The organism is Pantoea sp. UBA5035 (assembly GCF_002415245.1).
GTDB classification, from domain to species: domain Bacteria; phylum Pseudomonadota; class Gammaproteobacteria; order Enterobacterales; family Enterobacteriaceae; genus Pantoea; species Pantoea septica.
Genome location: NZ_DICD01000010.1, coordinates 127,033 through 147,120 on the forward strand (window position 1 = coordinate 127,033; position 20,088 = coordinate 147,120).

Annotated in this window: 16 protein-coding genes; 11 read left to right on the plus strand and 5 right to left on the minus strand. The window is 62.4% G+C overall.

Annotated elements, in window-relative coordinates; all coding sequences use genetic code 11:
- Window positions 1-163: 163 nt before the first annotated feature.
- The 4 genes from B3229_RS07050 to ppnP all read left to right on the plus strand — a co-directional run bounded on the left by B3229_RS07050 (window position 164) and on the right by ppnP (window position 3,738).
- Window positions 164-1,720 (plus strand): OPT/YSL family transporter, encoded by a 1,557-nt coding sequence (locus B3229_RS07050; RefSeq protein WP_286870200.1) that lies wholly within the window; start codon window positions 164-166, stop codon window positions 1,718-1,720.
- Between the two features lie 12 nt (window positions 1,721-1,732).
- A complete protein-coding gene (locus tag B3229_RS07055) occupies window positions 1,733-2,662 on the plus strand; it encodes a DUF1177 domain-containing protein (protein WP_286870201.1) in 930 nt (309 codons plus the stop codon).
- A gap of 1 nt (window position 2,663) precedes the next feature.
- Window positions 2,664-3,341, plus strand: a complete 678-nt coding sequence (locus B3229_RS07060) for an AroM family protein (RefSeq protein WP_048780821.1) — start codon at window positions 2,664-2,666, stop codon at window positions 3,339-3,341.
- 106 nt (window positions 3,342-3,447) lie between these two features.
- The gene (ppnP, locus tag B3229_RS07065; protein ID WP_033752757.1) at window positions 3,448-3,738 is read left to right on the plus strand and encodes a pyrimidine/purine nucleoside phosphorylase; all 291 of its coding nucleotides are present in this window, start codon (window positions 3,448-3,450) and stop codon (window positions 3,736-3,738) included.
- Window positions 3,739-3,826: 88 nt separating this feature from the next.
- Here the strand turns inward: ppnP and B3229_RS07070 are convergent, their stop codons facing one another.
- Both B3229_RS07070 and rdgC read right to left on the minus strand, forming a co-directional pair.
- Window positions 3,827-5,221 carry a hypothetical protein gene (locus tag B3229_RS07070; RefSeq protein ID WP_286870202.1) on the minus strand — a complete coding sequence of 465 codons (1,395 nt, stop codon included), beginning with the start codon at window positions 5,219-5,221 and terminating at the stop codon, window positions 3,827-3,829.
- A gap of 59 nt (window positions 5,222-5,280) precedes the next feature.
- Window positions 5,281-6,192 carry a recombination-associated protein RdgC gene (gene rdgC, locus B3229_RS07075; RefSeq protein ID WP_286870237.1) on the minus strand — a complete coding sequence of 304 codons (912 nt, stop codon included), beginning with the start codon at window positions 6,190-6,192 and terminating at the stop codon, window positions 5,281-5,283.
- 146 nt (window positions 6,193-6,338) lie between these two features.
- On the opposite strand from rdgC, the gene mak reads away from it, so the two are divergent.
- Complete coding sequence (gene mak, locus B3229_RS07080; RefSeq protein WP_286870203.1) at window positions 6,339-7,250, plus strand: fructokinase; 912 nt, start codon at window positions 6,339-6,341, stop codon at window positions 7,248-7,250.
- A 3-nt stretch (window positions 7,251-7,253) separates the two neighbouring features.
- Here the strand turns inward: mak and B3229_RS07085 are convergent, their stop codons facing one another.
- The 3 genes from B3229_RS07085 to sbcD are packed head-to-tail and all read right to left on the minus strand — an operon-like array spanning window position 7,254 to window position 12,492.
- Window positions 7,254-7,613 (minus strand): cell envelope biogenesis protein TolA, encoded by a 360-nt coding sequence (locus B3229_RS07085; RefSeq protein ID WP_286870204.1) that lies wholly within the window; start codon window positions 7,611-7,613, stop codon window positions 7,254-7,256.
- On the minus strand, window positions 7,613-11,296 hold the full coding sequence (locus tag B3229_RS07090; RefSeq protein ID WP_286870205.1) for an AAA family ATPase: 3,684 nt from the start codon (window positions 11,294-11,296) through the stop codon (window positions 7,613-7,615). The genes B3229_RS07085 and B3229_RS07090 overlap by 1 nt, the downstream gene beginning before the upstream one ends.
- The gene (gene sbcD, locus B3229_RS07095) at window positions 11,293-12,492 is read right to left on the minus strand and encodes an exonuclease subunit SbcD (protein WP_286870206.1); all 1,200 of its coding nucleotides are present in this window, start codon (window positions 12,490-12,492) and stop codon (window positions 11,293-11,295) included. Before sbcD ends, B3229_RS07090 begins: the two co-directional genes overlap by 4 nt.
- A 195-nt stretch (window positions 12,493-12,687) precedes the next feature.
- Between sbcD and phoB the strand changes: the two genes are divergently transcribed.
- The 6 genes from phoB (at window position 12,688) to proY (ending at window position 20,063) form a co-directional block, all read left to right on the plus strand.
- Window positions 12,688-13,377, plus strand: a complete 690-nt coding sequence (gene phoB / locus B3229_RS07100) for a phosphate response regulator transcription factor PhoB (protein WP_033788773.1) — start codon at window positions 12,688-12,690, stop codon at window positions 13,375-13,377.
- Between the two features lie 14 nt (window positions 13,378-13,391).
- Window positions 13,392-14,705, plus strand: a complete 1,314-nt coding sequence (phoR, locus tag B3229_RS07105; RefSeq protein WP_048783411.1) for a phosphate regulon sensor histidine kinase PhoR — start codon at window positions 13,392-13,394, stop codon at window positions 14,703-14,705.
- 18 nt (window positions 14,706-14,723) lie between these two features.
- Window positions 14,724-15,659 (plus strand): PstS family phosphate ABC transporter substrate-binding protein, encoded by a 936-nt coding sequence (locus tag B3229_RS07110; protein WP_286870207.1) that lies wholly within the window; start codon window positions 14,724-14,726, stop codon window positions 15,657-15,659.
- 163 nt (window positions 15,660-15,822) lie between these two features.
- Window positions 15,823-16,926, plus strand: a complete 1,104-nt coding sequence (locus B3229_RS07115) for a cobalamin-independent methionine synthase II family protein (protein ID WP_048783406.1) — start codon at window positions 15,823-15,825, stop codon at window positions 16,924-16,926.
- Between the two features lie 401 nt (window positions 16,927-17,327).
- Window positions 17,328-18,647: a branched-chain amino acid transporter carrier protein BrnQ gene (gene brnQ / locus B3229_RS07120; RefSeq protein WP_048783404.1), complete on the plus strand. Its 1,320-nt coding sequence runs from the start codon at window positions 17,328-17,330 to the stop codon at window positions 18,645-18,647.
- Between the two features lie 66 nt (window positions 18,648-18,713).
- A complete protein-coding gene (gene proY / locus B3229_RS07125) occupies window positions 18,714-20,063 on the plus strand; it encodes a proline-specific permease ProY (protein WP_033752747.1) in 1,350 nt (449 codons plus the stop codon).
- The last annotated feature ends 25 nt before the right edge of the window (window positions 20,064-20,088 follow it).

The following is a 20,088-nucleotide window of genomic DNA, read 5'->3' on the forward strand; positions in this document are numbered from 1 at the left end:
TAATTTTTTATCGGCGCAATACTTTCGCCACACCGGGAAAACGCCAGGCCTTCGGGCCTGTTTATTCAACCTCACGGACGAAATAAAAAAACGACGTAAGCGAGCCTGATTCAGGCTCGCGAAGCGTCATTTCATTTCTACCGGCATTGCTGACGGGGACAATATGGAGAAGGTTAATCCAGTTAAACAGGCTGGCGTGGCGATAGTATTAATCGCCCTGTCGGTGGCGGGCGCCATTATCGGCGTGCAGCTTATTACCACTATCGGCGTGACGCCGAATACCTCAATTATCGGCGCGCTATTCGCCATGCTGCTGGCGCGAATTCCCTTACAGGCGTTTCGCCGCTATCGTTCGATTGAAATTCAAAACCTCGCGCAAACCGCAATTTCTTCTGCCACCTTCGGCGCGGCCAACAGCTTATTAATGCCGATCGCCGTGCCGTGGGCGCTGGGCGAGCCGCAGCTGGTGCTGCCGATGTTCTGCGGCGTCAGCGCGGCGATGCTGCTGGACGCTTATCTGCTCTACCGCCTGTTCGATACCCGCGTCTTTCCCGCCAGCAACGCCTGGCCGCCGGGCGTGGCCGCCGCAGAGGCGATCAAAGCGGGCGACAGGGGCGGTCGACAGGCCTGGCTGCTGGCGGCGGGCATCGTCGGCGGCATTCTCGGCTCGATGCTGAAGATCCCGATGTCCGCTTTCGGCACCGCCTTTATCGGCAATATCTGGGCGCTGGGCATGCTCGGCGTCGGCTTTCTGGTGCGCGCCTATGCGCAACCGGTTGCCGGCATCGATATCAACGCGCTCTATTTGCCGCACGGCGTCATGGTCGGCGCGGGGCTGGTGGCGCTGATTCAGGTGGTGATGGTGATCCGCAGCCGTCGCCACGACGAGCAGAAAGTGAGCCGCGGCGGCAATGAGGTCAGGCGCGCGCTCGGTCTTGGCGGCGCGGGCTACCTGATTATTTCGGCGCTGCTGGCGCTGGCGGGCGGTCTGTGGAGCGAAATGAGCCTGCCGATGCTGCTGCTGTTTGTGATTTACGCCGCGTTCGCCGCCTTCGTGCATGAGCTGATCGTCGGCATCGCCGCGATGCACTCCGGCTGGTTCCCGGCCTTCGCCGTGGCGCTGATTACCCTGATCGTCGGCATCCTGCTCGGCTTTCCGCCGCTGGCGCTCTGCTTGCTGTGCGGCTTTACCGCGGCGACCGGGCCCGCCTTCGCCGACATGGGCTACGATCTGAAAGCGGGCTTTATCCTGCGCGGCAACGGCGCGGATCTGCAGCAAGAGCTGTGGGGCCGCCGCATCCAGCTGATCGCGGCGATGATCGCGTTCCTGGTCTCTATTCCGGTCGTCTGGTACGCGCATAACCTGTTCTTTGCGGAAAACCTGCTGCCGCCGGTGGCGCGCGTTTACGCCAAAACCATCCAGGCGGGCGCGGAGCCCGGCATCGCCGGCAGCCTGCTGATATGGGCGATTCCCGGCGCGGTTATTCAGCTGATCGGCGGGCCGAAGCGCCAGCTCGGCGTGCTGCTTGCCACCGGCCTGCTGATCAACAATGCGATGGCCGGCTGGGCGGTGGTGGTGGGCATCGCGCTGCGCATCGTGATCCTTCGCGTATGGGGCGAACGCGGCCGCTCGCCAATGGAGGTGATGGCGGCGGGCTTTATTGCCGGCGACGCGCTCTATAGCTTCTTTCACTCGCTGTTTGCCAGCGGAAAAAAATAATTAAGGGATGTCATGAGCTTGCACCAGACGTTACAGGTATTTGAATTATTCGACAGCGCATTGATCGACGGTCAGCAGGTGGTGGATCTTTTTGCCGCTTTTCCCGGCGTGAACGCCAGCTTTAAACGCGTCAGCGGGCCGAAAGGGCGCACCGATTTCGTTCGCATCGATATTCCGGGCGCGCAGGGCAAAGCCGGCGGCGGCAGCGCGCCGACGCTCGGCATTATCGGCCGCCTGGGCGGCATCGGCGCGCGCCCGACGCGCATCGGCATGGTCTCCGACGCCGATGGCGCCGTGGCGGCGGTGAGCAGCGCGCTGAAGCTGGCCGTTATGCAGACCAAAGGCGACGTGCTGGCGGGCGACGTCATCGTCACCACCCATATCTGTCCCGATGCGCCGACGCGTCCGCACGAGCCGGTCGATTTTATGGATTCGCCTATCGACGACGTCACCATGAACGACAATGAGGTGGTGCCGGAGGTTGACGCTATCCTGTCGATCGATACCACCAAGGGCAACCGCATTATCAACCACAAAGGATTTGCGCTGTCGCCTACGGTAAAAGAGGGCTATATCCTGCGCATATCGGACGATCTGCTGCGCATCATGGAGATGACCACTGGCCGTCCGGCGGTGACCTTTCCCATCACCACGCAGGATATAACGCCTTACGGCAACGGCATTTATCACCTCAACAGCATTCTGCAGCCCTCAACCGCCACCGATGTGCCGGTGGTCGGCGTGGCGATCACCGCCGAGTCGGTGGTGCCGGGCTGCGGCACCGGCGCCAGCCACGAAGTGGATATCGCGGCGGCGGCGAAGTTTGCGGTGGAGGTGGCGAAAGAGTTCGGCCGCGAGACCTGCCATTTCTACGATGCGGACGAATATGCCCGCCTGCTGGCGCTCTATGGCAGCCTGAGCCATCTGCGTAAACGAGACTAATATGACGAAATCCCTGGTTACGCTGACTATCGGTCAGTCGCCGCGCAGCGATATCATGCCGCTGCTGACAGAGTTTTTACCCGGCGAGCAGACCGACCATGTCGGCCTGCTGGATGGGCTGAGCGAAGCGGAGATCGCCACGCGCTACGCGCCTGACGCCCAGGACGGCGTGCTGGTGTCGCGCCTGCAAAACGGCGCGCAGGTGCGGCTGGCCACGGCAAAGGTAGAACAGGGATTGCAGGCAAAAATCGCCGCGCTGGAAGCCGAAGGCTACGACACTATTCTGCTGCTCTGCACCGGCGAGTTCGGCGCGCTGACCGCGAAAAGCGCGCTGCTGCTGGAGCCGGACCGCATTATTCCGCCGCTGGTTTCCGCCATTGTGCAGGAGCATCAGGTCGGCATCGTGGTGCCGGTCGAGGAGCAGATTCAGCAGCAGGCGAATAAGTGGCGCAATCTGAAGCGCCGCCCCTGTTTCGCCGTCGCCAGCCCCTATATTCCCGATAATGAGAAGCTTACCGACGCCGCGCTCTCCCTTCAGGAGCAGGGCGCGGACGTGGTGGTGCTGGACTGCGTCGGCTATAACCAGACTCATCGCGACTTTTTGCAGAAGCTGCTCGGCATTCCGGTGCTGCTCTCCAACGTGCTGGTCGCCAAACTGGCCGCTGAACTTATCGTCTGATAACCGACGCGATCACAAAGCGGGAGGCGGCGCTGCAATTCGCGTGACAGATCAGCGAGTTCCGCTCTACACTGCCAGCTACCTTAATGTGCTGTGAGGAAGTAATATGCTCAATGTAAGCGAGTATTTTGACGGAAAAGTGAAATCGATCGGTTTCGACAGTGCCAGCACTGGTCGCGCCAGCGTAGGCGTGATGGCGGAAGGCGAATACACCTTCGGCACGGCGCAGCCGGAAGAGATGACGGTAGTAAGCGGATCGCTGAAGGTGCTGCTGCCGGGCGAAACCGAGTGGCAATGGTTTGAAGCGGGTTCGGTGTTCAACGTGCCGGGCCACAGCGAGTTTCATCTGCAGGTGGGCGAGCCGAGTTCCTATCTCTGCCGCTACCTGAAAGAGTAAAAATCACCGCAAAGCGGCCCGCGACGTTCTTAGCGCGGGCCGCTTTACTACTCGGGATAGGTTATCCCGGCCGTCTGTCGGGCGATTTTTAGCGGGTGACAGTGACCTGCTCCAGCCGCGTATCCTGCCACGGCGCGCTGCCCAGCTTCGACGCCAGCGGCACCAGCACGCGCAGATCCTCCAGCCACGCGTCGCGCGTCTCATCCGTCTTCTGTCCGTCACCCTCACTACGACAGGCTACCTGCAGGTAGCGACCGCTGAAAGCGGGGTTGATGCGCTGCGCCTCGCCGCCTGCCAGCACGCTGCACTGCTGCCGCGTGCGGCGCACGTCCGATGACGGCGCGCGCGCCACTAAATCCGTATCGACGGTAAACGTCTGTCCGACCACCAGGGGGAAACGCAGCGTGGTTTTTAGCGCTTCCAGTCGACTGGGCTGCGAGGCAATCGACATCGCAAACTTCAGCTGGAGCAGATTGCCCAGCGTCAGGCGCTGCACCTTCCAGATACCGTAATTTTCCAGCTTGCGCAGGTAGCCATGCTCGTCGACGTCGATACGCACCGCGACCTTGCCCGAGGGGCTATTTTCCACCCAGTTCAGCTGACGAAAACGCGGCAGTGCCCAGGGCGCAATCAGCTGATGAACCTGCTGTTCCAGCCCCTTGTCCAGCGGCAGCGCCGCCATAACGGAGGCCGGGTTATCGCTTAGCGCGGGCAGAATCGCGCGCGCGTCGCGGCTGACCGCCTTGTGTGCTGCAGAGACAAAGCGACCCAGCGCGCGGAAGCGTTGCAGATCGGCGGTGGCGCAAAGGCGGGTAAAGGTCTGTTTCATGAGCGGCGTCAGTGGGAAAGAGGCTTTACGATCTGCGATATCGCCGCTGTCCAGCGAGTCGGTCACGTAGCCTTTGTCATCCACATCCATCATCGACACGGGTGCAAACGCCTGTGTCTGACAGTTGAAGCGATAGTTTTCTACCTTGAACGCGTAAGGGGCGTCATAGGGTGGATCGAAATCGCGCGTCGCATAGTCATAGCCAAAACGCACCTGCAATTCGTCGCCGCTGCGCTTCAGGCTGGCGACGTCAACGAGCGCGGTAGAACCAAAGCGGTTGGTCGGCGCGATCTTTTCCCAGACGACCGCTTTCTCCGGCAGGCGACAGATGCGCTTCAGCGTTTCAGGATCCTGATTGGGGCCCGGCTGCGGCGGTGTGTAGCGGCCAAATTCGCTGCCGTAGAAGCGCGCGGTGGTCATGCCTTTGGCGTCGAGCAGATTGCGATAGAGCGCCTCGGCAGAGAGCGTTTTACAGTCGTAAGCCTGCCAGACCTGCATCGCGCCGCCCGATTTACCGGCCAGCGCCACCATCACGTTAAGGCGGTCGTTGATGCGCAACGCATTCAGGCGGGTAAAAGAGGCGTCGCCAATGCTGGCGGAGGAGAAGAGCATCAACCCGGCGAGCAGCGCCGCGCGGGTAGAGGAACGAAACATAGCGGGAATCCTTTGCCGAAAGAAGTGATTATCGGCAAAGGCGCGTCATTCTTGAACCGTCAGCGTTTTGCTTCGCCGCCCAGCGCTTCCACCAGATTGCTGGTGAGCGCGGCGAGTTCGCTGGTCATCAGGATAAAGTCGGCGTCGAAACGCTGAGCGAAATCTTCACGGTCGATATCGTCATTCTGCTCGCGCAGCGTGTCGCTGAACTTCAGGCGCTTCACCGAGCCGTCGTCCGCCAGCACGAACTGAATGCGCTCCTGCCAGTCGAGCGCCAGTTTGGTTACCAGCTTGCCCGCTTCGATATGGTTGGCGATCTCATCGCACACCAGATCCTGTTTTTTACAGCGGATCACGCCGCCATCTTCGAGGATCGCCTTCAGCTCCGCTTCGTCCATCAGGGCGAAACCGGCGGGCAGATCGCCGGAGCGCACCCATTCGGTCAGCATCAGCTCGATCGGGCTTTCCAGCGTCAGCGGCACGACCGGCAGCGAGCCAAGGCTCTTACGCAGGAGCGCCAGCGTATCTTCCGCCTTTTTCGCGCTGGTGCAGTCGACCATGATCAGGCTGTTGACGGTATCGATCCAGATAAAGGTCTGGCTGAGACGGCTGAAGGCGCGCGGCAGCAGGCTGTGCAGCACTTCATCTTTCAGCGAATCTTTTTCGGTTTTTTTCAGCTTGCGGCTCTGTTCCGCTTCCAGCTTGCTGATCTTCGCTTCCAGCGCCTGCTTCACCACCGGCGACGGCAGGATCTTTTCCTCTTTACGGGCGCAAATCACGATCTGGCCGTTGTTCACGTGGGTCAGCGCGTCGCTGCGGTTGCCCATTGGCGACACCCAGCCGGTTTTGCTCATATCCTGGCTGCCGCAGGGAGAGAAGGTGTAAGCCTCAAGCTGTTTTTCCATGTCGTCTGCAGAGAGCGGAATGTCCCGATTCAGACGATAAACCATCATATTTTTAAACCACAACATCATAATTCCTTACCGGGTCGCGCGATCTGGCGCACAAGTCGAGAGGTCAGGGCGCATGATAGCGAAACATCGAAACGGTTTCATTGCCTTTCCCCGACGCCGCTCCTAATGTATCTCCTACCCTGACGAATAATGAGGAATAATGCGTGCGTATAGGTATTGATTTGGGCGGTACCAAGGTCGAAGTGATCGCCCTGTCTGACGAGGGAAATGAGCTGTTTCGCCACCGCGTGGATACGCCGCGCGACGACTACGCCGCCACGGTGCAGGCGATCGCGGATCTGGTGCGTCTCGCCGAAGCGAAAACCGGCCAGACCGGCAGCGTCGGCGTCGGCATTCCCGGCACGATTTCGCCTTACGCGCACCGCGTGAAAAACGCCAACTCCACCTGGCTTAACGGCCAGCCGCTGGATCGCGATCTGGCGCTGGCGCTGCAGCGCGAAGTGCGCATCGCCAACGACGCCAACTGCCTGGCGGTCTCAGAAGCGGTAGACGGCGCGGGCGCGGGCCAGCCGCTGGTGTTCGCGGTGATCATCGGCACCGGATCGGGCGCAGGCGTGGCGATTAACGGCGAAGCGCGCATCGGCGGCAACGGCAACGCGGGTGAGTGGGGCCACAATCCGCTGCCGTGGATGGACGAAGAGGAGCTGCGCTACCGTGAGGAGGTGCCGTGCTACTGCGGCCAGAAAGGCTGCATCGAGACCTTTGTCTCTGGCACCGGCTTCGCCATCGACTACCGGCGGCTGAGCGGGCAGGCGCTGAAGGGCGCGGAGATCGTCAGGCTGATCGCGCAGCAGGATCCCGTCGCCGAGCAGGCGATGCGGCGCTACGAAACCCGGCTGGCGAAGTCGCTGGCGCAGGTGGTGAACCTGCTCGATCCCGATGTGATCGTGCTCGGCGGCGGCATGAGCAATAACGAGCGTCTTTACCAGACGGTGCCGACGTTGATGAAGCAGTGGGTTTTCGGCGGGGAGTGCGAAACGCCGGTGCTGAAAGCAAAACACGGCGATTCGAGCGGGGTGCGCGGCGCGGCCTGGCTCTGGCCGCTGAGAAAGTAGGGGCTACTGCGTCGCGCCGAAGGGGAACTGCCAGTCCTCCGGCACGCCGACCGGCGGCAGCGGCAGGTTGCGCGCGCTGCTGACCTGTTGCCAGGCGCGCAGGCAGAGCGCCTCGTCGCCTTCGGTGCGCAGCACGCTGTAGCCGCCGTCGGCGCGGCGGTGCGCCGACACCAGGCAGCTCTGGCCGGGATAGCGCGGCGCGACGCTGCTGTTGAAGCTGTCGATTAGCTGGTGCTGAACGTCACGCAAATAGTGGCACTGCGCCGCCGAGTAAGCGCGGTCGCAGCTGAGATTGCTTTGCGGTTTGCTGCTGCATCCCGCCAGCAGCGCGCTGGCGAGCAGCAGCGCCATGCCTGTTTTCATTACGCCTCCTGAGGGCGGGGCAGTTCCAGTTTGCTGTAGCCCAGCCCATTAATCTTGCGCACCCGAATCTGTACCGGAATGCGCTCTTTCATCGCCTCAACGTGGCTGATTACGCCGATGGTTTTGCCGCTGGCGTTAAGCGCGTCCAGCGCGTCCAGCGCGGTGTCGAGCGTTTCGGCGTCCAGCGTACCGAAGCCCTCGTCGAGAAACAAAGACTCTATGCGGGTTTTCACGCTGACTAAATCTGAAAGTGCCAGCGCCAGCGCGAGGCTGACCAGAAAACTTTCGCCGCCCGAAAGGGTACGGGTGTCGCGCGCGGCGTCCGCCTGCCAGGTATCGATCACGTCCAGCTCAAGCGCGTCGCTGGCGCGGCGCTGCAGCAGATAGCGGCCGTGCAGCCGATCGAGCTGGCGGTTGGCGAGCGCCACCAGGTGATCCAGCGTCAGCCCCTGCGCGAAGCGGCGGAATTTATCGCCGCTGGCGGAGCCGATAAGATCGTTTAGCTGGCTCCACTGCGCCAGCGCCGCTTCATCCTCTTCGATCTGGGTCATCAGGCTTTGCTGCTGTTCGCGCAGGCGCGCGTCGCTCTGAAGCTGCTGCTGCGCCTCGCCCTGCTGGCGCGCATTGTCGCGCAGCGCCAGACGCAGCGCCTCAAGCTGCGCTTCCAGCGCGGCGGCGTTTTCCGCTGCGCCCTCGGGTCGGCTTTGCTGATGCGTCGCCCGACGCTGGGCCAGCTGCTGCCGCTGAGCCTGCAGCGCCTGGCGCTGCTGCTCAAGCTGCTGTAACCGGCTGCGCAGCGCGCGCGCCTCCTCGTCCTCCAGCAGCGCGGCGCGCAGGCTGGCTTCATCGTCAAAACCGGCGGCGGCCAGCGCATCGCTGAACAACTGCTGCGCCTCGCGCAGCCCCTGGCGGATTTTTTCCTGCTGCGCCTCCAGCTCTGCGGCGCGTCCGGCCAGCTGGCTGAGATGGCTCTGGGTTTTTTGCAGCGCCTCCACCGCGGCGGCGAGGGCGGCTTCCTGCTGCTGGATCTGCGCCTGCATCTGCCGCCGCGCCGCGGCAACGTCGTTATCGCCGAACAGCGCCTGCCGCGTCGCGCGCTGCTGCGCCAGCGTCGCGTCGCTTTGCGCGCGCTGCTGCTGCAGGGCGTCGAGCCGCTGCCGTTCGCTCTCAACGCGCTGCTGCAGGCTGCTGCACTGCGCTTCGGCGCGCGCCAGCTGCGGCTGAAGTTGAGCCAGCTGCTGCTCGCTCTCGTTCCACTGCCGCCAGCGCTGCTGCTGCTGTTGCAGCCAGCCGTCGCGCGACGCCGCGTCGGGCAGGGCAAGACCGGCATCCGCCAGCTCCTGATGCAGCGCGTCGCGGCGCTGCCGCCAGTCGCGCTCTTCCTGTTCCAGACGCTGCGCCAGCGTCGTCGCGCCCTCTTGCAAGTTAGTGAGCGTTTGCTGGGCCAGCTGAAGCTGCTGCTGATGCTGCTGCAGCGCCTGCTGATGGAGCAGGTGCTCATCTTTCGCCTGCTGGCGCAGGCGCGCGGCGCTCTCCTGCTGACGGATCAGCTGCTGCAGCGCCTGCTCTTCGCTGTTGTGCTGCTGCTGCCAGGCGGCCAGCGCGGCGCTGTCGCCTGCATCGAATGTGAGCGCCAGCTCACGCTGTAGCCCAAGCCACTGCTGGGTTAACTCATCCAGCCGTTGGGTTTCTGCCGCCAGTTCCTCCTGCAGCCGCTGCCGTTCGGTCTTCGCCTGCTTAACGGCCTCGCCTTTTTTGATGCCCTGTTCGCGCAGCGCCTCAACCTGCTGCTCCTGTTCGGCCAGCCGTCGCTGATTCTCGCTCAGCTCCAGCGCGGCGTAGCGCTCGACCGCCGGATGCTGGCAAGAGCCGCACAGCGGGCAAGGCTGCTCGGGTTCCAGGCGCGCGCGCCAGGCCGCCAGATCGGCGATATGCTGCTCCAGCTCGCAAATCTTTTTGATATCGGCCAGCGACGCCTTTTCGCGCGCGAAGGCGGCGCGCAGCGTCTGCAGCGTGTCGTCATCCTGCTGCAGCGTCTTTTCCAGCGCGGCGAGGCGCTGCTGACGCGCGGCGAGATGCTGCTGCAGCGGCGTCCACTGCGAGGCGAGCACCGCCAGCTGCTGGCGCAGCGGGCGGCTCGCCTCGCTCTGCGCCAGACTGGCCTGTAGCGCCTGCGGCGGATGGCGCTGCTCCAGATCGGCCAGCGCCTGCTGCGCCCTCTCCAGGGCGCTCGCCGCCTGCTGTTCGGCCTGGCTCAGCGGCGTCGCCTGCTGCGCCAGCCGGGCGATCTCCGCCTGCCGCTGCGCCAGCGTTCGCTGCTGCTGAATTTGCTGTTCACGCAGCGCCGCCAGCGCGGCTTCGCGCTGCGTCAGCTGGGCGAAACGCTCCTGCCACAGCGCCAGCGAAGGGCCCCACTGCGGCAGCGCGCCCTGATCCGCGCGCCACTGCTGCTGTTGCGCCAGCGCGGCCTGCAGGCTGTCGCGCTGTGCCGTTTCCTGCTGCAGGGCGCGCGCGCTTTGCGTCAGCGCCTGCTGCTGCTGGTCGCTTTCCTGCTGCTGCTGCTGCGCCTGCGCCAGCAGGGCGGCGATCTGCTGGTCGAGCGGAATAACCTGCTCCGTCAGCAGCGTCTCCTGCGCCTGCTGCTCGCGCAGCGCGGCGTCGCGCGCCGTCTGGGCCGCCTCGCGGCGCTGCCGATCGCTCTCTGTTTGCTGCTCTGCGGCCTGGCGCTGCTGTGCGAGCTGCTGCTGCGTCTGCTGCAGGCGCTGCTGCTCATGCAGCAGGCTGTCGCGCTGAGCTAATTTATCGCGCAGCTTCTCCGCTGGCTCGCTGCGCGCCAGCCGCTGGCGATCCGCTTCCGCGTCGCGCCACGCCTGTTCTGCCGCCTCGAGCGCGGCCTGCGCGGCCTGAATGTCGCTGTCGAGCTGCTGCGCCTGGGTCAGCCACTGATGCTGCCTGCGCAGGCTATCGTTCTGCTGAGTAAGCGCCTGCTCCGCTTCGGTCAGCGCAGCCAGCTGCTGCTGCAGCGCGGCGCGCGCTTCGGCGTCGAGCAGCGTCAGGGTGCCGGCGCGGCTGCGCAGGTTATCCAGCGCCAGCCGCGCCGCCTTGTGACGCTCGTAGATGGCGATGGAGATCTGGCCATAGATCTCGGTGCCGGTCAGCTCCTCCAGCAGTTCGGCGCGCTCGCCGGGCTTCGCGTTAAGAAACGCGGCGAACTGCCCCTGCGACAGCATCATCGAGCGGGTAAAGCGCTCGAAGTCGAGGCCCGACAGCGACTCGATCAGTTTTAATTTGTCGTTGACCTTGTCCGCGAATATTTTGTCGTCGATGCAGCGCGCCAGCTCGACGCGCGGCGCCTGCAGCTTGCCGTCGGCCGCGCCGCGCGCGCGGTTCTGGCTCCAGAAGGCGCGCCAGGCTTCGCCTTTGATCTCGAACTCCACTTCGGCGAGGCATTCGGCGGTGTCGCGCGTCATCAGACCGTTTTGCGTCTGCGACAGCACGCCGAGGCGCGGCGTCTGGTGATAGAGCGCCAGACAGATAGCGTCGAGCAGGGTGGTCTTGCCTGCGCCGGTCGCGCCGGTTATGGCGAACAGACCATTGCTGGCGAAGGGCTCGGCGCGAAAGTCGATAAACCATTCGCCTTTCAGCGCGTTCAGGTTTTTAAAGCGCAGCGTGAGGATTTTCATTCGCTCTCCTCCAGCGAGGCGAGGGTAGCGCGGAACAGGGCGCTGAGGCGCGCATGCTCGGCTTCTTCGATATCCTCCGCCAGCGCGATGCGGCGGGCGAAGACCTCTTCCACTTTTAGCTCGCTCAGGGTTTCGTTTTTTAGCTGCGCCAGGCTGTGCTGGCGCTGTTCGCGGCTGCGGCGCAGCAGCAGGATTTCGACCGGCAGATCGGCGGTCAGCGCCTCGACGCGGCGCTGCAGATCGCTGAGAAATTCCTGGGTGGTGACTTCGATATCGAGCCAGACCGGCCTGTCGCCCTGATGGCCGGCGAAGGGCGCCAGCTGCGCCTCGATCTCCGCCAGCGAGCCTTTCAGCATCTTCATCGGCTGGAACGGCGGAACGGGCAGCGGCGTCACGCTCTGCAAACCGGCGCTATCCAGCTGCAGCAAAAATACGCTTTTCTCGCTGCCGAGCTCGTCGAAGCTGAGCGGGATCGGCGAGCCGCTGTAGCGAATATGATCGCTGTTGGCGACGCGCTGGGCGCGATGGATATGGCCGAGCGCCACGTAGTCGACGTCGGGAAAAGCCGACGCGGGAAAGGCGTCGAGCGTGCCGATATAGATATCGCGCACCGAATCGCTTTTGCTGACGCCGACGGTGGTGAGATGGCCGGTAGCGATAACCGGCAGCGCCAGCGGATGCGCGCGCGCCGCGTCGACGCTGCGCTGATAGTGCGCGGCGATCGCCTCCAGCAGGCTGAGCTGCTTCTCGCGGCCCGACTGGCCCGCGCGGCTGCGCATAATATCGCGCGGCCGCAGATAGGGAATAGCGCAGAGCAGCGCGCCCGGTTCGCCGGCGCGGTTGCGCAGCAGCAGCAGATTGTGATCTGGCTGCGGCGTGGTGATCACCTGGGTATTCAGGCAGGCGAGCAGGGCGCGCGACTCGTTGAGCGTGGCGACCGAATCGTGATTGCCCGCCAGCACCACCAGCTGGCAGCCGGTCGGCTGCAGCGCCACCACAAAACGGTTAAAGAGTTCGCGCGCATAGCTTGGCGGCGTGCCGCTATCGAAGAGGTCGCCTGCAACGATCAGCGCATCAACCTGATGCTCCTCGATACGCGCCAGCAGCCAGTCGAGAAAGGCCTGGTGCTCGGCCGCCCGGCTCTTGTTATAGAAAAACTGACCGAGGTGCCAGTCCGCGGTATGAATGATGCGCATAAAACTCCCTGCGGTAACGGTTTGCCGGAGAATTATACCGGCTATGGCGCAAAAGCGAAAAAAGCTGCGCCGGCTGTCATAAAGCAGTGTTAACGCGCTGATTAAGCGGCTATGTTTTTCATAAAAGTGTCATAAATCTGACGCATAATGGCGCCGCATATAACGGTGACAGCGGTCACATCAGCAGGAGTTGCAATGGCTAAGCGCATTTTGGTTGTGGAAGATGAAGCCCCTATCCGTGAAATGTTGTGCTTTGTTCTGGAGCAGAACGACTACCAGCCCATCGAGGCCGAGGATTATGACAGCGCGGTAGGGAAACTGATTGAGCCCTGGCCAGATTTAATTCTGCTGGACTGGATGTTGCCGGGCGGCAGCGGTATTCAGTTTATCAAGCACCTCAAGCGCGAAGCCCTGACGCGTGATATTCCGGTGATGATGCTGACGGCGCGCGGCGAAGAGGAAGATCGCGTGCGCGGTCTGGAAGTGGGCGCGGATGACTACATCACCAAGCCTTTCTCGCCGAAAGAGCTGATGGCGCGCATCAAGGCGGTGATGCGTCGCATTTCGCCGATGGCGGTGGAAGAGGTGATCGAGATGCAGGGCCTGAGCCTGGACCCGTCGTCGCACCGCGTGATGTCGGAGTCGACGCCGCTTGAGATGGGGCCGACCGAATATAAGCTGCTGCACTTCTTTATGACCCATCCCGAACGCGTCTACAGCCGCGAGCAGCTGCTGAACCACGTCTGGGGCACCAATGTCTATGTGGAGGATCGCACCGTTGACGTGCATATCCGCCGCTTACGTAAGGCGCTGGAAGTTTCCGGCCACGATCGCATGGTTCAAACCGTTCGCGGAACGGGGTATCGTTTCTCCGCCCGCTACTAAACGGAGTCTTTACCGTGCTGGAACGACTCTCCTGGAAGAGACTGCTCTCCGAGCTGGCGCTGGCCTGCCTGCCGGCGCTGATTATCGGTTTGATTTTCGGCTATCTCCCGTGGCTGCTGCTGATCAGCGTGCTGGGGATGCTGCTGTGGCACTTTTACAATCTGATGCGGCTGTCGCACTGGCTGTGGGTGGATCGCACCATGACGCCGCCCACCGGACAGGCGAGCTGGGAACCGCTGTTTTACGGCCTCTATCAGATGCAGTTGCGCAACCGGCGGCGGCGGCGCGAGCTGGGCAACCTGATCAAGCGCTTTCGCAGCGGCGCCGAGACGCTGCCCGACGCGGTGGTGCTTACCACGGAAGAGGGCACCATTTTCTGGTGCAACGGTCTGGCGCAGCAGCACCTTGGTCTGCGCTGGCCGGAAGATAACGGCCAGAACATCCTAAACCTGCTGCGCTATCCGGAGTTCTCACGCTATATTCGCCAGCGCGATTTCAACAAGCCGCTCACCTTAATTCTCAATAACCAGCACCACATGGAGTTTCGCATCATGCCCTACAGCGAAGGGCAGTGGCTGATGGTGGCGCGCGACGTGACGCAGATGCACCAGCTGGAAGGGGCGCGGCGCAATTTCTTCGCCAACGTCAGCCATGAGCTGCGCACGCCGCTGACGGTGCTGCAGGGCTATCTGGAGATGATGAACGACTCGGTGATGAACGAGCGCTCGCGCGGCAAAGCGCTGCAGACCATGCAGGAGCAGACGCGCCGCATGGACAGCCTGGTGCGTCAGCTGCTGACGCTGTCGCGCATCGAGGCGGCGCCGGCCATCGACATGAAAGAGACGGTGGATGTGCCGATGATGCTGCATCTGCTGCAGCGCGAAGCAGAAACGCTGAGCGGCGGCCGCCACGAGATCCACTTCCATACCGATCCGCATCTCAAGGTGCTTGGCGACGACGATCAGCTGCGCAGCGCCCTCTCTAACCTGGTCTATAACGCAGTGAACCATACGCCGGACGGCACGCGCATCGACATCAGCTGGCTGCGCAGCCGCCAGGGGGCGCAGTTCAAAGTCTGCGACAACGGGCCTGGCATTTCGGCGGAGCACCTGCCGCGCCTGACGGAGCGCTTCTACCGCGTGGATAAGGCGCGCTCGCGCGCCACCGGCGGCAGCGGGCTGGGGCTGGCGATCGTCAAGCATGCCCTTAGCCACCATAATGCGCGGCTGGAGATCACCAGCATTCCCGATAAAGAGACCTGTTTTACCTTTACGCTGCCGTCAAGGTTGATCGTCAGCGCAGGATTGCAGGAGAATGCCGTCCATTAACCGTTAATGGAACCTCTCATGCGCGCCTTGCTGCTGTTGCTTTCTCTCTTTTCGCCCGCGCTGACGCTGGCGGCGGCGCCTCAGCCCGAAATGCTCACCGGCAATCTCAGCAGCGTCGGCTCAGACACGCTGGGAACGCTGATGATGCTGTGGAGCGAAGATTTCAGCGCGCGGGCGCCGGGCGTCAATCTACAGGTGCAGGCCTCCGGCTCTTCCACCGCGCCGACCGCGCTGGCGGCGGGCGCCGCGCAGCTCGGCCCGATGAGCCGCCCCATGCAGGCGGAAGAGCGGCAAACCTTTCAGGCGCGCTATGGCTACGCCCCGCTCGCCGTGCCGGTGGCGCTCGACGCGCTGGTGGTGGTGGTCAATCAGCGCAATCCGCTGACGCAGATCGATATGCGCCAGCTCGACGCCATCTTTTCCGTGACGCGCCTGTGCGGCGCGCCGCAGGTGCCGACGCGCTGGGGCGATATGGGCGTGCGCCAGCCTGACTGGGCGCGGCGTCCGATTCAGCGCTACGGACGCAACTCCGCCTCGGGCACCTGGGGATTTTTCAAGCAGCAGGCGCTGTGCAACGGCGATTTTCGCGCCGACGTGGCGGAGTTTCCCGGCTCGGCCGCCGTGGTGCAGGCGGTCGCCGCCAATCCGCGCAGCATCGGCTACGCCAGCTTCGGTTTTCATCTGAGCGGCGTGAAGACGCTTGCCGTTACTGACGCGCAGGGCGCGGCGGTGGTGCCGGACGCCGACTCTATCCGCAGCGGCCGCTATCCCTGGGCGCGCCCGCTCTATATCTATGTCAATAAGCCGCCGGGCAAGCCGTTGCCGCCGCTGGTAAACGCCTTTCTTCATCAGGTGCTTTCGCCGCAGGGCCAGCGCCGCGTCAGCGAAGCGGGTTATCTACCGCTGTCGGCAGCGCAGCGCGATCAGGCGCTGGCTGTTATAGAGGCGAAGTAAGTACTAACGTGAATTTTTTTCATCTCCGCTGAAATTTCTTCTGTTGCAGAGAAGGCGCACGCGTGCCAATCTGTCTACAGACGTTTAGCCATCCAGATGGCTATATATAACTTAGCGAAATTATTCCCTGCCGTGATTAACGTTCAGGGTGCCAGGAGTGAAGATGACCGCACAGACCGCCCCGTTCCGCGCCGATACCGTCGGCAGCTTCCTGCGTCCAATCGCCATCAAAAACGCGCGCGAGCAGTACGCCGCCGGCCAGATTGATAAAACCGAGCTGACCCGCATCGAAGACGAAGCGATCCGCGACGTCGTCAGCAAGCAGATCGCCAACGGTCTGCAGGTAGTGACCGACGGCGAATTCCGCCGCGCCTGGTGGCACTTCGACTTTTTCGGCGGCCTGGAGGGCGTCGAGCTGTTCGAAGCAGAGCAGGGCATTCAGTTCAACGGCGTCCAGACCAAAGCGCACGGCGTGCGCGTGGTGGGCAAGCTGGGCTTCCGCGATCACCCTATGCTGGAGCATTTTCGCTTCCTGCAGAGCGTCGCAGGCGACGCGGTGCCGAAGATGACCATCCCCAGCCCGAGCGTGCTGCACTTCCGCGGCGGCCGCAAAGTGATCGACGAAAACGTCTATCCCGATCTAGCGGACTACTTCGACGACCTGGCCGACACCTATAAAACGGCGATCAAAGCCTTTTACGATGCGGGCTGCCGCTATCTGCAGCTGGACGATACCGTCTGGGCCTATCTCTGCTCGGAAGACCAGAAGCGTCAAATCCGCGAGCGCGGCGACGATCCCGAGCAGCTGGCGCATACCTACGCCCGCGTGCTCAACAAAGCGCTGGAGGGCAAGCCCGCCGATCTTACCGTCGGCCTGCACGTCTGCCGCGGCAACTTCCGCTCGACCTGGATCTCTGAAGGCGGCTATGAGCCGGTGGCGGAGATTCTGTTCGGCGGCGTGAACATCGATGCTTTCTTCCTGGAGTACGATAACGAGCGCGCCGGCGGCTTCGAGCCTCTGCGCTTTATCAAGCCAGGCCACCAGAAAGTGGTGCTGGGTCTGGTAACCACTAAAAACGGCGAGCTGGAAGATCCGGCGCAGGTGAAGGCGCGTCTGCAGGAGGCGGCGAAGTTCGTCAGCCTTGACCAGATCTGCCTCAGCCCACAGTGCGGCTTCGCCTCAACAGAAGAGGGCAACAGCCTGAGCGAAGAGCAGCAGTGGGCGAAGATTCGCCTGGTGGTCGATATCGCCGGACAGGTGTGGTAATGCTGTAAACTTGTGCAAACAGGCGCGTAAAACGCGCCTTTTGTGCATCATGCCGCGCACTTACGCTGAAATTTCTTACGCGCTGCAGAAAAAATAAGCACATCATCTGATGCCCTGCGGAGATATATCCGAGATATTCACTGCTTTTACTCTGTTTTCCGTCATAACCTTCTGGTTTTCCGATCCCGTATTGCCTTTCTCCGCTATAAACGTTCTACTTACGGCCGTTGTCGTAGCATCCCACTTGTGAACAGAACAAAAGCAGCCTAATTCACCTGCGCGACACGATTAAGGCAAGCACAATGCACTGGCATCGTGCGCTGAGTCGTTGTCAACGCGCGGTCTGGGGACAACATAAACCCAACTTCCACCGCAACACTCGTAACAGGCAATACAGTTGTATGACACATCGTTTAACCTCGAAGGATATCCTCGCGCTGGGCTTTATGACGTTTGCCCTGTTTGTTGGCGCGGGTAACATTATTTTCCCACCAATGGTCGGTATTCAGTCTGGCGAACATGTCTGGACGGCCGCCATTGGTTTCTTGATCACCGCCGTTGGCCTGCCGGTGATGACCGTTATCGCGCTGGCGCGCGTCGGCGGCGGCGTCGACGCGCTCAGCACCCCTATCGGCAAGGGCGCCGGACTGCTGCTGGCCACCGTCTGCTATCTGGCGGTCGGCCCGCTGTTCGCCACGCCGCGCACCGCGACCGTATCGTTCGAGATGGGCATCGCGCCGCTGACTGGCGACGGCGCGCTGCCGCTGTTTGTCTACAGCTTTATCTATTTCGCGCTGGTGATTGGCGTTTCGCTCTATCCCGGCAAGCTGCTGGACACCGTGGGCCACTTCCTCGCGCCGCTGAAAATCGTCGCGCTGACGGTGCTCGGCATCGCCGCGCTGATCTGGCCGGCGGGCACCATCGCGCCGGCTACTGAAGACTATCAGCGCGCCGCCTTCTCCAGCGGCTTCGTCAATGGCTATCTCACTATGGATACGCTTGGCGCGCTGGTGTTCGGTATCGTTATCGTCAACGCGGCGCGCTCGCGCGGCGTTGAGAGCGCCAGCCTGCTGACGCGCTATACCGTGATGGCGGGTCTGATCGCCGGCGTCGGCCTGACGCTGGTCTACCTCAGCCTGTTCAAGCTCGGCAACGGCAGCGGCGCGCTGGTGGCGCAGAGCGCGAACGGCGCGGCGATCCTGCATGCTTACGTGCAGCAGACCTTCGGCGGCATGGGCAGTTTCTTCCTGGCGGCGCTGATTTTCGTCGCCTGCATGGTGACGGCGGTCGGTCTGACCTGCGCCTGTGCGGAATTTTTTGCGCAATACCTGCCGTTGTCGTATAAAGCACTGGTCTTTATTCTGGGTCTGTTCTCGATGGTGGTGTCGAACCTTGGCCTGAGCCATCTGATTCAGATTTCGATTCCGGTGCTGACGGCGATCTATCCGCCGTGCATCGTGCTGATCGTGCTGAGTTTCACCCTGAACTGGTGGAACAAGAGCAGCCGTCTGATTGCGCCGACTATGCTGGTCAGCCTGATTTTCGGCATTATCGACGGCGTGAAAACCACCAGCTTTAAAGATATGCTGCCGGCGTTCAGCCAGCAGCTGCCGCTGGCGGACCAGGGACTCGCCTGGCTGCCGCCCGCGCTGGTGATGCTGCTGATCGCGGCGATTGTGGATCGCGTCAAAGGACGCGAGCAGGTTACGGCGCACTCGTAACCGCCGCCGCTGTTCTCTCTGACCACGGGCTTGCCCGTGGTTTTTCTTTTACAGGTACAGGTTGTTATGCAAGAAACCAACAAGCTCAAACGCGGACTGAGCACGCGCCATATCCGTTTTATGGCGCTGGGATCGGCGATTGGCACCGGACTGTTTTACGGGTCGGCGGATGCCATCAAGATGGCGGGGCCGAGCGTACTACTCGCCTATATTATCGGCGGCGCGGTGGCCTATATCATTATGCGCGCGCTCGGCGAGATGTCGGTGAATAACCCGCAGGCCAGCTCTTTTTCGCGCTATGCGCAGGACTATCTCGGGCCGCTGGCGGGCTATATCACCGGCTGGACCTACTGCTTTGAGATCCTGATCGTCGCCATCGCCGACGTGACCGCCTTCGGCATCTATATGGGCGTCTGGTTTCCTGAGGTGCCGCACTGGATTTGGGTGCTGAGCGTGGTGCTGATTATCGGCGCCGTTAACCTGATGAGCGTGAAGGTGTTCGGCGAAGTCGAGTTCTGGTTCTCTTTCTTTAAGGTCGCCACCATTGTGGTGATGATCGTCGCCGGTTTCGCGATGATTTTCTGGGGTATCGGCAACGGCGGCCAGCCGACCGGCATTCATAACCTGTGGAGCAACGGCGGCTTCTTCGCCCACGGCATCGTCGGCATGCTGCTGTCGCTGCAGATGGTGATGTTCGCCTACGGCGGCATCGAAATTATCGGCATTACCGCCGGCGAAGCCAAAGATCCGGCGCAGTCGATTCCGCGCGCCATTAACTCGGTGCCGATGCGCATTCTGGTGTTTTACGTCGGCACGCTGTTCGTGATTATGTCGATCTATCCCTGGAATCAGGTCGGCACCAACGGCTCGCCTTTCGTGCTGACCTTCCAGCATCTCGGCATTGCGGCGGCCGCCTCTATCCTGAATTTCGTGGTGCTGACGGCGTCGCTGTCGGCGATCAACAGCGATGTGTTCGGCGTCGGACGTATGCTGCACGGTATGGCGCAGCAGGGCCACGCGCCGAAGATGTTTATGAAGGTGTCCGCGCGCGGTATTCCCTGGGTGACGGTGGTGGTGATGATGGCGGCGATGCTGATCGCGGTCTATCTCAACTATCTGATGCCGGAAAAAGTCTTCCTGGTTATCGCCTCGCTGGCGACCTTCGCCACCGTCTGGGTGTGGATTATGATCCTGCTGTCGCAGATCGCTTTCCGCCGCAAGATCGGCAAAGAGGCGGCGAGCAAGCTGCAGTTCGCGGTGCCTGGCGGCATCTGGACTTCGCTGTTCGGCGTGCTCTTCCTGGGCTTTATTATCGCGCTGATCGGCTACTTCCCGGATACGCGTATTTCGCTCTATGTGGGACTGGTGTGGATCGTGCTGCTGCTGGCGGGCTATAAGCTGGTGCGTAAGTCATAAATCGTTATAAGACGAAAACGGCCCG